The 14,293-nt window shown below is 64.2% G+C and carries 14 protein-coding genes; 6 read left to right on the forward strand and 8 right to left on the reverse strand.

Features of this window, described 5'->3' with window-relative positions:
• Positions 1 to 83: 83 nt before the first annotated feature.
• The 6 genes from ACTU46_RS16025 to ACTU46_RS16050 all read right to left on the reverse strand — a co-directional run bounded on the left by ACTU46_RS16025 (position 84) and on the right by ACTU46_RS16050 (position 3,895).
• The gene (locus ACTU46_RS16025) at positions 84 to 392 is read right to left on the reverse strand and encodes an MGMT family protein (RefSeq protein ID WP_443383879.1); all 309 of its coding nucleotides are present in this window, start codon (positions 390 to 392) and stop codon (positions 84 to 86) included.
• 12 nt (positions 393 to 404) lie between these two features.
• Positions 405 to 1,232 carry a VOC family protein gene (locus tag ACTU46_RS16030; protein ID WP_443383882.1) on the reverse strand — a complete coding sequence of 276 codons (828 nt, stop codon included), beginning with the start codon at positions 1,230 to 1,232 and terminating at the stop codon, positions 405 to 407.
• Positions 1,232 to 1,531, reverse strand: a complete 300-nt coding sequence (locus ACTU46_RS16035) for an RNA-binding S4 domain-containing protein (protein WP_443383885.1) — start codon at positions 1,529 to 1,531, stop codon at positions 1,232 to 1,234. The genes ACTU46_RS16030 and ACTU46_RS16035 overlap by 1 nt, the downstream gene beginning before the upstream one ends.
• 79 nt (positions 1,532 to 1,610) lie before the next feature.
• Entirely contained in the window at positions 1,611 to 2,294 is a 684-nt protein-coding gene (locus ACTU46_RS16040; RefSeq protein ID WP_443383888.1) for a LysE family translocator, read from the reverse strand.
• A 44-nt stretch (positions 2,295 to 2,338) separates the two neighbouring features.
• Positions 2,339 to 3,058 carry an SDR family oxidoreductase gene (locus tag ACTU46_RS16045; protein ID WP_443383891.1) on the reverse strand — a complete coding sequence of 240 codons (720 nt, stop codon included), beginning with the start codon at positions 3,056 to 3,058 and terminating at the stop codon, positions 2,339 to 2,341.
• Between the two features lie 138 nt (positions 3,059 to 3,196).
• Entirely contained in the window at positions 3,197 to 3,895 is a 699-nt protein-coding gene (locus ACTU46_RS16050; RefSeq protein ID WP_443383894.1) for an alpha-ketoglutarate-dependent dioxygenase AlkB, read from the reverse strand.
• A gap of 31 nt (positions 3,896 to 3,926) precedes the next feature.
• On the opposite strand from ACTU46_RS16050, the gene ACTU46_RS16055 reads away from it, so the two are divergent.
• The 3 genes from ACTU46_RS16055 to hrpB all read left to right on the forward strand — a co-directional run bounded on the left by ACTU46_RS16055 (position 3,927) and on the right by hrpB (position 9,830).
• A complete protein-coding gene (locus tag ACTU46_RS16055; protein WP_443383897.1) occupies positions 3,927 to 4,571 on the forward strand; it encodes a sugar O-acetyltransferase in 645 nt (214 codons plus the stop codon).
• A 100-nt stretch (positions 4,572 to 4,671) separates the two neighbouring features.
• Positions 4,672 to 7,416: a cation-transporting P-type ATPase gene (locus ACTU46_RS16060; protein ID WP_443383900.1), complete on the forward strand. Its 2,745-nt coding sequence runs from the start codon at positions 4,672 to 4,674 to the stop codon at positions 7,414 to 7,416.
• 26 nt (positions 7,417 to 7,442) lie between these two features.
• Positions 7,443 to 9,830 (forward strand): ATP-dependent helicase HrpB, encoded by a 2,388-nt coding sequence (gene hrpB, locus ACTU46_RS16065; protein ID WP_443383903.1) that lies wholly within the window; start codon positions 7,443 to 7,445, stop codon positions 9,828 to 9,830.
• A gap of 100 nt (positions 9,831 to 9,930) precedes the next feature.
• Here hrpB and ACTU46_RS16070 read toward each other — a convergent pair whose 3' ends face one another.
• Both ACTU46_RS16070 and ACTU46_RS16075 read right to left on the reverse strand, forming a co-directional pair.
• Positions 9,931 to 10,320, reverse strand: a complete 390-nt coding sequence (locus ACTU46_RS16070) for a hypothetical protein (protein WP_443383906.1) — start codon at positions 10,318 to 10,320, stop codon at positions 9,931 to 9,933.
• Between the two features lie 100 nt (positions 10,321 to 10,420).
• Positions 10,421 to 11,200 (reverse strand): TSUP family transporter, encoded by a 780-nt coding sequence (locus tag ACTU46_RS16075; RefSeq protein ID WP_443383909.1) that lies wholly within the window; start codon positions 11,198 to 11,200, stop codon positions 10,421 to 10,423.
• Between the two features lie 181 nt (positions 11,201 to 11,381).
• Here ACTU46_RS16075 and ACTU46_RS16080 point away from each other — a divergent pair, with 181 nt between their 5' ends.
• From ACTU46_RS16080 to ACTU46_RS16090, 3 genes are all read left to right on the forward strand, one after another.
• Positions 11,382 to 12,605: a hypothetical protein gene (locus ACTU46_RS16080; RefSeq protein WP_443383912.1), complete on the forward strand. Its 1,224-nt coding sequence runs from the start codon at positions 11,382 to 11,384 to the stop codon at positions 12,603 to 12,605.
• A gap of 25 nt (positions 12,606 to 12,630) precedes the next feature.
• Entirely contained in the window at positions 12,631 to 12,798 is a 168-nt protein-coding gene (locus tag ACTU46_RS16085) for a hypothetical protein (RefSeq protein ID WP_443383914.1), read from the forward strand.
• A gap of 256 nt (positions 12,799 to 13,054) precedes the next feature.
• On the forward strand, positions 13,055 to 14,176 hold the full coding sequence (locus ACTU46_RS16090; RefSeq protein WP_443383917.1) for an AbrB family transcriptional regulator: 1,122 nt from the start codon (positions 13,055 to 13,057) through the stop codon (positions 14,174 to 14,176).
• The last annotated feature ends 117 nt before the right edge of the window (positions 14,177 to 14,293 follow it).

Below are 14,293 nucleotides of genomic sequence, written 5' to 3' on the forward strand. Positions count from 1 at the left end.
AGACCTAAACGTCAAACCCCAGGTCAGGGTTCTAGCCAGGCCAGACCCCCAGCACGGAAGCCCCGACAGCCCCTGCCGAAACGCTACAGATTCCCCAGCCGGTGAGCCTTGAGATCAACTTTCCAGGAATCCCCCGATTCCCGGTAGCCGATGCCCTCTGCGGCCCAGTGCTCCCGAGCTTTGTGGGCCACTGCCGAGGTGCCATCGGAGCGGACCACCCGCCACCAGGGCACCAGCTGCCCCACCGTGGCCATGATCCGGCCAATCTGCCGGGGCCCGGTGCCGCACTGCTTGGCAATATCCCCGTAGGTGACGACGCTTCCCGCCGGCACCTGCTCCACAATGTCAAGGACCCGGGAGCTGAGATCATCAAGCTCAAGGTCCGGGCCCATGATCAGCGTGTTCTACTCGAACTGGCTGAGGTCGATGTCCAGTAGCGGGTCAGATTCGCGTCCTTCCTCGACCGGCTCCTCCACCTCGCACAGGGTCAGGGTAGCTCCGGTGGAATCAGCGATGATCGCCATGCGGCCGAACTGGGAGTCCCAGGGCTCACGGATCACTTCACCGCCGAGCTCGGGGGTCTTGGCCACTGCTTCGTCGATGTTGAGCACGCCGAGGTAGGACTGCCAGAAGCTGGGGACCTCGGGCGGGAACTGGCCCTCAGCGCCGAAGAGTCCGGCGAAGGCCGCGCCCTCGACCAGTGCGGTGGTGTATTTGAAGTCATCGGGCTGGTCCATGGTGGCCACGGTCCACTCGAAGAGGTCGCGGTAGAACTTCACGGTCTGGTCATAGTTGGTGACCACGGTGTTCTCGTGCCACACCGGGGTGCCTGGCTCGCCGGCGGCGATGAAGGCATCTTCGCCGCGGGGCTCAATCAGTCCGAACATGGAACCGGCGGTATCAACCAGCACGGCCATACGTCCCAACTGCACCTCGGTGGGCTCACCCAGCAGGCGGCCGCCGTTCTCCCGGGCGCGGGCGATCAGATCATCGAGATCCTTGGCCAGGAAGTAGGTGATGAAGGTGTCCGGGAAGGGGGCGTCTTCCGGTTGACGGATAAATCCCGCCACCGGCAGGCCCTGCACGCGGGCGATCCGGTAATCGGAGCCCTCGACCTCTTCCTTGATCTCCCAGCCGAGCAGCTGGGAGTAGAAGAACGCCGACTTCGCGGGGTCCGAGGTGGTCAGGTCAATCCAGTACGGCATGCCACCGACGGCTTCAAATGCGGGCATTACATGTTCCTCCACTTTTCGGGGTCAAAATCATCATTGGCGGTGGCTTCATCGAAGTAGTCGTCTTCGCCTGCTTCGGCGGTGATGCGGGCGCAGTGCTCCCCGATGCAGACGATGTCGCCCACCTCAAGGGTGACACCGCGGCGGGTCTCCACCGCGCCATTAACGGTGACCTCGCCTTGGGCGATCAGCCCCTTGGCCTCGCCGCCGGTACCTGCCAGATTCGCTAGTTTGACGAACTGTCCGAGTTTGATGTTCTCGCCGCTGATGGCTACGGCCACGTTGTCCTCACTCTGCATGCCGCTCAGTCTATCGACGCCCCGTGACATGTGGGCATCCCGGGATGCCTGAGATGGCAATCGCCGGGCTAGCGCGCACTCAGGCCAGGAATCCGGCGATGCCCTCATAGACCATGAAAGCGCCCAGCAGGATGAAGATGATGCCGGCGATGATGTCGATGAGCGCGGAGTTCCGCAGCAGCATCTTCGCCACACTCCGGATAGCCAGGGCCACCCCCACGAACCAGGCGATACCGATGATGATCAGCAGCATCGCGATCAGCGCACTGACCGCGACTCCCATGTCCGGTCGGATGAACTGGGCGAAGACCGCGCCGAAGAACAGCACCGCTTTGGGGTTGGCGAGGTTGGTGAGGATGCCGGTCCGCAGCGCCTGCCAGGCGCTCATATCATCGGCGGCGCTTATCGACGCCGCGGTCTCCCCCACCCGGTTCGAAGGCTCGGCGCTGGCCACCACTTTCGCGCTCCGGCGGCGGGTGGCCAATCCACCTTTGACCGAGGAATAACCCATCCACATCAGGAAGGCGCCGCCGAGCACCTGCAAGAGGTGCAGGACCGATGGTTGCGCGTTGATCAGCGCGGACAGACCCAACATGCTGGCCAGAATCCAGAGGGTGTTGCCCACCATGATGCCCAGTGCGCACCAGATGCCGGCGGCGCGGCTCTTCGCTCCCAGACGCATGATCTGCAGCAGATCCGGCCCCGGCGAGGCGATCGCAGCGATCCAGACGGCAATCAGTGTCAGCAGGGTGGTGGTAGTCACCCGAAGTATCCTAGCGGGGCGAAGAAGGTCCGGGGCTTGAGCTGTTAGGCCTGGTCCCGCGGCATGATGTGGATGCGGTCGATGTTGACGTGCTTGGGCAGGGAGGCGGCCCAACGGATGGATTCCGCGACATCCTCGGGGGAAAGGTTGAGCTTGTCGGCGTAGACGGCATCAGCCTTGGCCTGGTCCCCCTTGAAACGGTTGAGGGAGAAATCGGTCTCCACGCGGCCCGGATCAATCTGGGTCACCCGGATCGGATCCCCGACATGCTCAAGCCGCAGCACCCGGGTCAGCGCACCCTCGCCGAACTTAGCGGCGTTGTAGCCGGCGCCACCGGCGTAGGCGGTAAAGGATGCCATGGAACCGAGGTTGATGACGTGTCCCTCAGCGGCGATGAGCTTATCCAGCAGTGCCTTGGTGAGGCGCAGGGTGCCGAGGACATTGGTCTCGTACATCCAGGTCCAGTCATCGAGGTTGGCATGGGCGATCGGGTCCAGGCCCTTCGCGCCGCCGGCGTTGTTGACCAGCAGATCCACGCGATCAACCTGGTCGACCAGGGCTTGAACGGATTCTTCGGAGGTGATGTCGAGCTCGATGGCGGTACCACCGATCTCTGCGGCGACCTCCTCGATGTTGGCCTTGCGGCGGGCGGCGACGATGACCTGCCAACCATCCTTGGCCAGGGCCGCTGCGGTGGCCGCACCGATTCCACCGGAAGCTCCGGTGACGATTGCTACCTTCTGGGAATTATCAGAGTTTGCCATGCCCACAGTGTGTCAGCGGACACCATCACATGGCGGGGCCCGTGGATTACATACCCCCACGCGGTGCTTTTTCCCTTCCTGGAAACTCCAAAAACCCAGCTCAGAAAATTCGCCCCGAAAGACCACTCCAGACCCACCTCATACCCCCGTTCCCTCCGCGAACTTTCGGAGGGTGATGTTGATCCGCCCTTCCTTCAGCCCACAGTCCAGCGGTGCCGTTCCATCCTGGACGGCGGGGACGCCGTGATATGCCCGGCGGGCGGGGCCCCCGAAAACGATGACATCCCCGGAGAACAGCGCAACATCCACCCACGGCTTATTTCTGGTGGCGGTGTTGCCCATGCGGAAGATGGCGGTGTCTCCGATGGACAGGGAGATCACCGGTGCCGCGGAGGGTTCATCGGCGTCGATGTGCATCCCCATCGAAGATCCCGGCGGGTAGTAGTTGACCAACCCGCACTCGGCACGGAAGTCGGCGGCCCAGGGCGCAAGTTCCGGGGAAAGCTCCCCCGCCCGGCGGAGAAAATCAGCGGCCAGGGTCTGATAATTCATGGGGACCGCCGGAACCGGATACCCCTCAACCGAGCGCACCAACCGGTAGGGGTTGGTCTGCCAGTGGTGGCCGAGGCTGAGCAGATGCACGCTCATCTGACCGGAACCGACCACCGGGCGGCGCATCGCCACCGGGGTGCCGGCCACCGAGCGGGCAATCTCCCGTGCCTGGCTGACCAGTTCCGCCTGCTGTACCGGCGACAGTAGCCCGGGCAGGTGCACCACCCCGGGGGCGATCTCCCGGGCCGGGCGCGGCAGGTTCGCGGCGTCGAAAAGCGATGGCATGTTCCGCACCTTTCCACCAGTATGGGCGGGTATGACTGACAGTGACTTTAACAAGCCCGGCGCGATGGCTCAGATGGGCTCGGGCGAGTGGCACCAGCCCGAGCATCCGGAGCTGGGGCAGCAACGCCTGGACACCGCGCGGAAGCTCAAGGTATTCAATGAGCTGGCCAACACTGAGCCGGAGCGGGCCCGTGAACTGGTCGCCGGATTACTCGACGGTGATGGCAGTGCCACGATCCTGGCGCCGGCGGCCATCGAATACGGTGTGAATACCCACCTGGGGCGGGATGTCTTCATCAATGTCAACGTCACCATCCTCGACAGTGCAGCGGTACGGATCGGGGACCGCACCATGATCGCCCCGAACTGCCAGCTGATCACCGTCGGCCATCCGGTGGATGATGTGGCGATGCGCCGGGGTGGCTGGGAACGTGCCCAGCCGATCACCATCGGTGAGGATGTGTGGCTCGCCGCCGGGGTGACCGTCTTCCCGGGTGTCAGCATCGGCGATGGCAGTGTGATCGGGGCCGGTTCGCTGGTCACCCGGGATATCCCGGCGAACAGCCTCGCGATGGGCACCCCGGCGAGAGTGATCCGCACGCTGGATCCCGCCCGCTTCGAACGTGCCCAGCTCCCGGCGGGTGCTCCGGTGAATCCGCTCCCACTCCCAAGCTGAGCGGCACGGTTCCACCTCAGAATCGGTGATCATCCGGCGCGTGTCCGGCCCTGGTCATAGAGTGGGTACTGTTCCTCCCACATCAAACTTGAGGTGACTGATGGCTGCACCGGACCAGATGGATTCATCGGATTCTTCGACGATGCCCGAGACCCTCTCCTCACCCCACGCCCTGGCGCTGCCGGTGGCCCTGGCGCAGCTGGATGCCAGCGAATCCGGGTTACCCGCCGCCCAGGCCCGGGAGCGGCTGGAAAAGTTCGGCCCCAACGCACTGCCGCAGACCAAACCGGAATCCGCCTTCCACCGCCTGCTGCGGCAGTTCCGGGACCCGATGATCTACGTACTCATCGCGGCGGCGGTGTTCACCGCGGTGTTGGGCGAGGTGGTGGACACCATCGTCATCGCCGCGGTGGTGTTGATCAACGCCCTGGTCGGTTACTTCCAGGAAGGTAAGGCCGCGGACGCGCTGGCGGGGATCCGCAAGATGCTCTCCCTGGAATCCGCGGTATTGCGCGAGGGACGCTGGGACAATGTCCCCGCCGAGGAGCTGGTTCCGGGGGATATCGTCCGTCTCAAGGCCGGCGATAAGGTCCCGGCTGATCTGCGGCTGATCCAGCAGCAGAACCTGCAGATCGAGGAATCCGCCCTGACCGGGGAATCCGTCCCCGTGACCAAGGCGCTGGAACCAGTCGCCGCTGATGCCCCGATCGGTGATCGCGCGAATATGGCCTTCTCCGGTACCACCGTCACCGCCGGTGCCGGGCTCGGCCTGGTCACCGGCACCGGTTCCCATACCGAGATCGGCCACATCACCACCATGCTCGAGGGCGTGGAACAGGTGGAGACCCCGCTGACCCGCACGATGGCGAAGTTCTCCTCCCTGCTCGCCGTGATCGCGGTGATCCTGGCGGTGCTCATGATGATCATCTCGGCGGTGCTGTACCAGACCGAATTCGCGGATCTGCTGATGTCCGCCATCGGTTTCGCCGTCGCCGCCATCCCGGAGGGCCTGCCTGCGGTCATGGCCATCACCCTGGCCCTGGGGGTGCAGAAGATGGCCGGCCGCAATGCGATCACCCGCCGCCTGAACTCAGTGGAAACCCTCGGTTCGGTGACCACCATCTGCTCGGATAAGACGGGCACGCTGACCAAGAATGAGATGACCGTCCGGGAGGTGGTCACCCCGGACCACCGCTACCGGGTGACCGGCACCGGCTATGGCCCCACCGGCAGCATCACGCTTATCGACGCCGACTCGGCCGAGCCCGACGCGGTGGTCACCGCTGCGGTGCACCAGCACCGCGACCTGTGGCGCATCGCCAAAGTCGCCGCCTACGCCAATGATGCGGACGTCGAAAAGCAGGGCGATGTCTGGACCCTGATCGGTGAACCCACCGACGGTGGTATCCGCACCTTCGCCATGAAAACCGGGGTGTCCTATGAGGGGGAACGCATCGCCGCTGTCCCCTTCGACTCCGACTACAAGTACATGGCCACCCTGGACGCCCACTCCGACCGTGCGGGCCTGGTCATCCACCTCAAGGGTGCCCCCGACCGGCTGCTGGACCGCTGTGAATCAGAATGCCTGCCGGACGGCAGCACCCGGCCGCTGGGGCGCGCGCACTGGGAGGCCGAAATTGAAAGACTCGGGGCCAGCGGCATGCGGGTGCTCGCCGCCGCGGAACGTTCCGCCTCACCAGATACCACCGGGATCTCCATCGAGGATGTCGATGCCGGCGGGTTCAGCTTCCTCGGCCTCTACGGCATCATCGATCCCCCGCGGGAAGAGGCCATCGCGGCGGTGGCCACCTTCCACCGCGCCGGGGTCAACGTCAAGATGATCACCGGTGACCACGCCGCCACCGCCGCCGCCATCGCCCGGGAGATCGGCATCCCCGCCGAGAAAACCATCACCGGCCCCGAGATCGAAGCCGCCTCTGATGAGCGGATGCGCGAGATCGTCCGCGAGTATGACGTCTATGCGCGCACCAGCCCGGAGCACAAACTCCGGCTGGTTCAGGCACTGCAGGCCAATGGTGAGGTTGTCTCCATGACCGGTGACGGCGTCAATGACGCCCCCTCCCTCAAGCAGGCCGATATCGGCGTGGCCATGGGCATCAAGGGCACCGAAGCCACCAAGGATGCCGCAGATGTGGTGCTGGCCGACGATAACTTCGCCACCATCGGTGATGCGGTGAAGATGGGCCGCACCATCTATGACAATCTGCGCAAGACGATCGTCTTCATGCTGCCCACCAACGGCGCGCAGGGCCTGGTCATCCTGGTGTCCATGCTGCTCGGCATGACCCTGCCGATCACCCCGCTGCAGGTGCTGTGGGTCAACCTGATCACCGCGGTCACCCTCTCCCTGGCATTATCTTTCGAGCCAAGCGAACCCAATGTCATGGACCGTAAACCCCGGGACCCGAACACCGGGATCCTCGATGCCGAGGCCGTGATCCGCATCATCTACACCTCCCTGTTCATCGGTGGCGCCACCATCGGGGTCTTCCTCCTGGCGCAGGAATCCGGCGTGGACCTGGCGGCCTCGCGCACCATCGCGGTGCACACCCTGGTGGTCGGCCAGATCTTCTACCTCTTCGCCAGCCGCTTCTCCAAGGTCAGCTCGATCCGCCGGGAACTGTTCAGCACCAACCCGATCTCCTGGCTCTGCGTGGGCCTGATGCTCCTCCTGCAGCTGGCCTTCGGCTACCTGCCCTTCATGCAGTCCGCGTTCCACACCACCACCGTGCCGCTGGACTGGTGGCTGATCCCGCTGGCCGTGGGCGTGGTGATCTTCCTGGTGGTGGAGGTGGACAAGCTGATCCGCCGGGTGGCTGCCTGAGCTCCATGATTAGGCTGTTGAAGGAGATGAACACGCACCCCTTCAACCTCGACCACATCGGCACCGGGCTTCCCGTGGCGGCCACCATCGGCCAGCTTCCCGGGCTGCTCGGACAGTCCGGCGCCCTGGTCATCCAGGCCCCGCCCGGCACCGGCAAGACCACCCTGGTCCCGCCTGCCCTGGCCAACCACGCCCGGGGGAAGGTACTGGTCACCGCCCCGCGCCGGGTGGCGGTGCGCGCCGCGGCGCGTCGGCTCGCGCACCTGGACGGTTCTTCGCTCGGCGACCGGGTCGGTTTCTCGGTGCGCGGTGAGCACCATCCCGGCTCGATGGTGGAATTTCTGACCCCGGGTGTGCTGCTGCGCCGGCTCCTGAACGATCCCGCGTTGGAGGGTGTGGCGGCCGTGGCCATCGATGAGATTCACGAGCGCCAGCTGGATACCGATCTGATCCTGGGCATGCTCATTGAGCTGCGCGAACTCCGGGAAAACCTACAGTTGGTGGCGATGTCCGCCACCCTGGATGCCGCCCGCTATTCCGAGCTGCTCGGTGGCCCCGTGCTGGACACCCCGGCGGTGATCCACCCGCTGTCCATCGAGTACGCCCCGGCGGAAGGCCGGCTCAGCCACCGTGGCATCGAGTGGAGTTTCCTCGATCACCTGGCCCGGCGCGCGGTCTCTGCGGCCGAGCGTTCCGGGGATTCTGCGCTGGTCTTTGTGCCCGGCGTGCGCGAAGTGGAACGGGTGTGCCAGACCGCCCGGGGGCTGACGGACCTGCCGGTGCTCCCGCTGCACGGCCGGCTCAGCTCCCAGGAACAGGATGCCGCCCTGACGCCTTCCGGAGGGGCCCGGATCGTGGTCTCCACCTCCCTGGCGGAAAGTTCATTGACCGTACCGGGGGTTCGCATCGTGGTTGATTCCGGACTGTCCCGGGTCCCGCGTCGTGATGCCGCCCGGGGAATGTCCGGCCTGGTCACCATCTCTGAGGCCCGCTCCACCGCCGAACAGCGGGCTGGACGTGCCGGGCGAGAGGGCCCCGGCCAGGTGATACGGGCCTATAGTGAGGCTGATTTCCGCCACTTCAGCCCACATATCACCCCGGAAATCCGGACCTCGGATCTCACCCAGGCCGCCCTCCAGCTGGCTTGTTGGGGCACCCCACGCGGTGAGGGCCTACCGCTTCTCGACGCCCCGCCTGCCCCGGCACTGCAGGACGCCGAGTCGGTGCTGCGGGGTCTGGGGGGCATCGATAAGCAGGGCGCGGTGACCGACCGGGGACGCACCTTGGCGGGGATGCCGGTCTCGCCGCCGTTAGGCGCTGCGCTGCTGGCGCACGGTCCCGGGGCCGCCGAGGTCGCGGCCTGCCTGGCGGACAGTCCGCGCGGGGACATCGGTGCGCAGCTGCGCACCCTGCGGGGACAACGCAGCTTCGACCGGGAGGTCAAGCGTTTGAAACGTCTGGCGGGCAAAGACCGGGGTCGGGTGGATCCGGGTGCTGCCGTAGCCACCGCCTTCCCCGGGCAGGTCGCCCGCTTAGAGGACCCGGATAAGCAGGATTATCTGCTGGCCAGCGGCACCCGGGCGCAGTTGCCGGGAGATCTCGGCTTGAGCGGCGCGCCCTGGTTAGCCATCGCGGAGGTGGCGCGTACCGGTTCCAAGGCGGTGATCCGGGCAGCGGCCCGGATCAGCGAGCCGGACGCCCTCGCCTCAATCGGGGTGGAGAAGGTGCTCTCCGCCCACTTCGAGAATGGCAAGGTCCGCGGCCGGGAGATCCGGCGGGCCGGGGCCATTGAACTCTCCGCTACCCCGGTGAAGGTACCGCCGGAGCATGCCGCGGCGGCGCTGGCCGATGGCATCCGGCAGCATGGGCTGTCCATGTTCCGCTTCTCTGAGAAAGCCGCTGGGCTCAAGGAGCGGCTGGAGTTCCTGCATGCCCAGGTGGGGGTGCCCTGGCCGAATCCGGCCTCAGCTGATCCCCTGGAATGGCTGGGACCGGAACTGCGCTCACTGGCCAGCGGGACCGCCATGAGCAAACTGGATATGTACCCGGCGCTGCAGCGACTCCTCCCCTGGCCAGAGGCGGGTAACTTGGCCGAACTGGCTCCAGAACGCTTGACGGTGCCCAGTGGAAATACCCACCGGGTGGACTATTCCTCTGGGCGTCCGGTGGTGGCAGTGAAACTGCAGGAGTGCTTCGGGTTGGCGCAGTCCCCGGAGGTGGCCGGGGTGCCGGTGCAATTCCATCTGCTCTCTCCTGCTGCCCGCCCGCTGGCGGTCACCGATGACCTGGCCAGCTTCTGGTCTGGCCCCTATAACCAGGTGCGTGCCGAGATGCGTGGCCGCTACCCGAAGCACCCCTGGCCGGAGGATCCCTGGACGGCCCGCGCCACCGCGAAGGTCAAACGGCGGATGTAGGTGCCGGGGTTGGCCGGGCGCCCAGAGCAGAAGAGCGGATTCCCGGTTCGGGGATCCGCTCGCAGAAATTCATGATGCAGTGATTGAAGATTCCTCGCGGTTACACCGCCTGGCGCGCCCGATTCAGCCGGAGCAGCGATTCCACCGATAACGTGGTGGCGGTTGCTGGGAGGTCGGGAAGTTCACCGGTCTCGACATCGATCTGGCAGAGCCGGAAGCCCTCCGGAATGCCGGGGACCTCAGCGGTGGCGACTGCCAGCTGGGGCAGCTGTTCAGCAGTGGCATAGATAAAAAGCTCAGGAAGGTTCAGCAAACTGGAGGCGGTTACCGCGCCCTCCACCAGTTCCACCAGTTGCTGCTGTTCCATATCTTTTTCGGGGAGACGGACAACGATAGTGGAGTCCTGGTGAGGTCCGGCGAGAACGCCGGTTCCGATACTTTCAGGCTCCGAATCCGCGGACCCAGGGCCCGGGCGATTGATTGTGATCATGACTCTGAGCGTAGCCATAGCGGCTGCTTTTCATCGGAGATTTAGCTGAAGAGCACCTGTGACAGACAGCTTTGTCCACTCCATATCCGTTAACCGGACCTCAGAGAGCTGAAAACTGCTGGTAACTGAGATACACACTCATAATCACCACCATTGTGATCAGTGCCATGCGAATGAATTTAATCCCCCCACCCAAGACAGTTCTTGCCCCCAATTGGGCACCCGCGATATTCGCCACCGCCAGAACCAACCCCAGCAGCCACCACACGTGTCCACCGAAGGCGAACACCACCAGCGCCCCGAGGTTGGTTGCGGTATTGACCACCTTGGCCATCGCTGCGGAGGTGAGAAAATTCTGGGAGAGCACCGCGGTGAACACCATGATCAGGAACATGCCGGTGCCGGGGCCGAACACCCCGTCATAGGCGGCCACCAGCGCCACCCCGCCCAAGGCCGCCCAGCGACGCCACCCACGGCTTGGCAGCAGCCCGCCCGTCCCAGTGCCGAAGCTCGGCTTAAATGCCACAAAAAGTCCCACCGCCAGCATCAGCACGATGATCACCGGACGCATCAGTGAAGCCTGGATCAGACTGGCCGCCAACGCCCCCAGCCCGGAGCAGAGCATCGCCACCGGCACGTAGGCCAGCAACAATGTCTTTGAGGGCCTGACCCTGCGCACCAGAGTGAAGGCCGCGGAGGCGGTACCGAACACTGCGGCGAGCTTATTGGTGGCCAGGGCGGTGGCCGGCGCCAAGGAGGGCATCACCGCCAGGATCAACGGAATAAGCACCAAGCCGCCGCCGCCGATGACCGCATCTACCCAGCCCGCGACTGCGGCACCAGCGATCAGGATCGCCCAGCCGGAAAGCTCCAAACCCATATGAACTCTCCTAATTTCCCTTCATAGCTACCCAAAGGCTGCCGGGACACTGAATTATGATCAAGATTTAGGTAACAATCCAGACTATTCCATATGTGTTCTTCAGCTGGATACCGTATCCTGGGGAAACATACCTGACACTCGAGATGGGACCACCGCGAGACAGGAAAGGACGCATACGTTGAGGATTTCCAGAACACGTCCGCTGGCCGCCATGGCAGCGGTTCTTTCCGCTGTACTGCTCGTCGGCTGCCAGCCAAGCGCCCCGTTCCTCAACCTCCCTGAAGCCTCCTCCCCCTCCTCGGTGTCCTCAACTGTCGATGCCGCGGACTCCGCCAACCAGGAAACCCTGCCCCCGGAGACCTCCCCACCGCCGGCCGCCGATCTCCGCTCCAACCGGACCATCGCGCCCCACACCACGGCGCCCCACACCACTGCGCTGCGCACCACTGCGCCCGGGGCCAGCACCGCCGGACAATCACGGTCTTCGACAAGCACTCCCCCGACAGCCACCTGCGAGAACCCGCACACCGATCTGATCAACACCGGCTTCGGTCAGTACATGGCATTGAAACGGATCCCGGTCACCCATGACGATGAGACCTTCTATAACTTCCAGATCCGGGAGAACCACTTCGATCCTTGCGCCGAACTGAGCTACATCGTCTTGGAGGGCTCCCTCGGCAGTATCGACAACACTGGCGGCACCGGCAGTTCCCTCGGTGATGTGGTGGTGTTCTTCCAGGGTGACCAACTGATCACCGACCCACTGCCCTTCATGATGCGCTCCGTGGAATCAGTGGAGCAGACCGATACCCACACCCTCCACGTGATCCACGGACACGCCAGCAGAACAACCGCGGAAGGTGTCACCGAAACCTTCCTGAGCACCCACACCATCCAGAACGGCACCTTCAACTCTGATATTTCCGGCCTGCCGCCGGAGGTGCAGAACAACCCGACGCGTATCGACGTCGCGGCCCCCACCGAGACCACGGACCCCTCGACCACCATCATCGAGCAAACCCTGGTGGCCGGGCGCTACCGCCTGCCGATCAACCCCAACCAGAACCTGCTCTGCGATATCGGGCACCAGGACGGCCCCATCGCCGACTGCTACGCCGACTTCCCCACCACCTGGAAGATGAACAGCACCCTGCGCCCACAGGCCACCCGCATCATCTATACCGAGAACCCGCCGCACGCCCGCGGTACCGCCGACCCGGCCCCCATCACCTCCCAGACGGAGAACTACTCCACGGTGCAGGGAGAGAACACCCTCGTGGTGGGCACCGCGCTGGTGGATCTCCGGCAGCCGAATCAGGTGACCATCAGCACCGAACAAGGCGGCATTCTCATCACACCGGACTCCTATGAAGTGCTGGTCGGGCCGGTGGAGCCCTAAAGGCGCAGTTTGCGCGTGGTGGAAAATGAGCTCCGCTGCCGCCGGTCCAGCTGCGCTCATCGACGCTGCCGCCGCCGGAGAAGGTGCCCTCACCCAGCAGAATCAGCCGGGAATGAGCGAATTCGACAGCCTCGCTGAAATGCAATGTGCTGATCCGCGCAGGCCCCGTGGCTGCGGCTATCCCGGGCAGTGAGCAGCGATGTTATGCCCGAGGAATCTTTATTCCTCTGGCGGAGTGGAAGAGCGGCACACCAATTCTGGAGTGGGCCTAAAAGCTGTCGCTCCTCATCCTCACAACTTTTGGTGGACCTCTACTGACAACGAAACCCTCTCGAGGCGACCAATCAGCAGATTGGGCATCCTGAACGCTGATCGCGACCCATAGCAACGGAGGGCCTACACTCGAACGAGCTTAAGTAAGTCGAGACCAGAGGAAGTGACACCGCAGGATGATGGTAGCTGAGAAAAACTGGTGGCTCCCCCTGCGTTGGCTGCTGGTGGTCGTCTTCTCACTGTTGCTCGGATGGGCGCTGACCAGCCTGAATGTTCCCGCGGCCTGGATCCTCTCCGGTATCTTCACCGCCGGGGCCAGCTCCCTGATTTCTGGCCAGGAACTTCCACTCAACCACCACATCAGTTTGAGCGGGCGTGGCATCATCGGCATTCTCGCTGGTCTTCCCTTGATCGGGGTGTCCGCGTGGCAGGTTGCCAGCTTCCTGTTACCCGGTCTCTTCGTCACCTTCATCACCTTGAGCATCGGTATTTTCGGCGGCATGTTCCTTGCTCGTGCGCAGAAAGAGATCAGTCCGGAGACCGGTATCCTCTCCATGTTGGCGGGCGGTGCCTCCCTCATGCCGCCGCTGGCGATGGAGGTCGGCGCGGATTACCGCTATGTGGCACTGTCCCAGTACCTGCGCATGATCTTCGTCTCGGTGACCCTACCGGTGGTGGCGGTGCTGTTCACCCCACCGGGGCATGCCGGCAGCCTCACTTCCGCAGTCTCGGGATTTAGCTGGTTGATGCTCGCGGTGATCATACTGGTAGCAGTGTTCGGCGAAAAGCTCGGCCGACTGCTCCGCCTACCCGCCCCGAGTGTGATCGCTCCGCTGCTACTCACGGTGGCCCTTGGCCTGCTGCTACCGGATCATTTGAGCATGCTGCCGCCGGAACCACTGCGCATCTTCGCCTTCCTGATCATCGGTTGGATCTGCGGCGGTAGTCTCTCCCTCGCCGCGCTGAAGGTGTTCACAAAACAGCTGCCGGCCACGCTGCTGTTTATCGTGGTGCTGATGATCGGCTGCGCACTCAGCGCCATTCCACTGACCTACTGGCTGGATATCTCCTACTTCGAGGCCTATCTCGCCAGCAGTCCCGGCGCGTTGGATACCGTGCTCGCGCTATCCATTGAGGGCGGTGCCGGTCCGGAGGTGGTGACCATCCAGATGGTGCGGTTACTCTCCGTCATTCTCATCGCCAGCCACCTGCCAGCGGTGATCCGGCTGCTGGTGCGACTGTTTCACCCGAGAAACGGCCGCGGCAAGGAAAAAGGTGAGGATCCCACCCAGATTTAGTTAGTGGGTCGCTCTAGTGAGAATAGCCCGGGATGAAGGGTAGGTCTCGAGGATCGGCCCAATTGCCGATAAATCCAGGCAATTCACGTGATCCTCGAGACCTAAACGTCAAACCCC

It is taken from the genome of Corynebacterium sp. A21, from assembly GCF_052266655.1.
Classification (GTDB): domain Bacteria; phylum Actinomycetota; class Actinomycetes; order Mycobacteriales; family Mycobacteriaceae; genus Corynebacterium.

Coding starts and splice junctions, on each gene's coding strand:
- ACTU46_RS16035 (WP_443383885.1), bottom strand. CDS start 1,531: ATGCAGAGTGAGGACAACGTGGCCGTAGCCATCAGCGGCGAGAACATC.
- ACTU46_RS16090 (WP_443383917.1), top strand. CDS start 13,055: ATGATGGTAGCTGAGAAAAACTGGTGGCTCCCCCTGCGTTGGCTGCTG.
- hrpB (WP_443383903.1), top strand. CDS start 7,443: ATGAACACGCACCCCTTCAACCTCGACCACATCGGCACCGGGCTTCCC.
- ACTU46_RS16050 (WP_443383894.1), bottom strand. CDS start 3,895: ATGCCATCGCTTTTCGACGCCGCGAACCTGCCGCGCCCGGCCCGGGAG.
- ACTU46_RS16075 (WP_443383909.1), bottom strand. CDS start 11,200: ATGGGTTTGGAGCTTTCCGGCTGGGCGATCCTGATCGCTGGTGCCGCA.
- ACTU46_RS16070 (WP_443383906.1), bottom strand. CDS start 10,320: ATGATCACAATCAATCGCCCGGGCCCTGGGTCCGCGGATTCGGAGCCT.
- ACTU46_RS16060 (WP_443383900.1), top strand. CDS start 4,672: ATGGCTGCACCGGACCAGATGGATTCATCGGATTCTTCGACGATGCCC.
- ACTU46_RS16085 (WP_443383914.1), top strand. CDS start 12,631: ATGAGCTCCGCTGCCGCCGGTCCAGCTGCGCTCATCGACGCTGCCGCC.
- ACTU46_RS16045 (WP_443383891.1), bottom strand. CDS start 3,058: ATGGCAAACTCTGATAATTCCCAGAAGGTAGCAATCGTCACCGGAGCT.
- ACTU46_RS16055 (WP_443383897.1), top strand. CDS start 3,927: ATGACTGACAGTGACTTTAACAAGCCCGGCGCGATGGCTCAGATGGGC.
- ACTU46_RS16025 (WP_443383879.1), bottom strand. CDS start 392: ATGGGCCCGGACCTTGAGCTTGATGATCTCAGCTCCCGGGTCCTTGAC.
- ACTU46_RS16030 (WP_443383882.1), bottom strand. CDS start 1,232: ATGCCCGCATTTGAAGCCGTCGGTGGCATGCCGTACTGGATTGACCTG.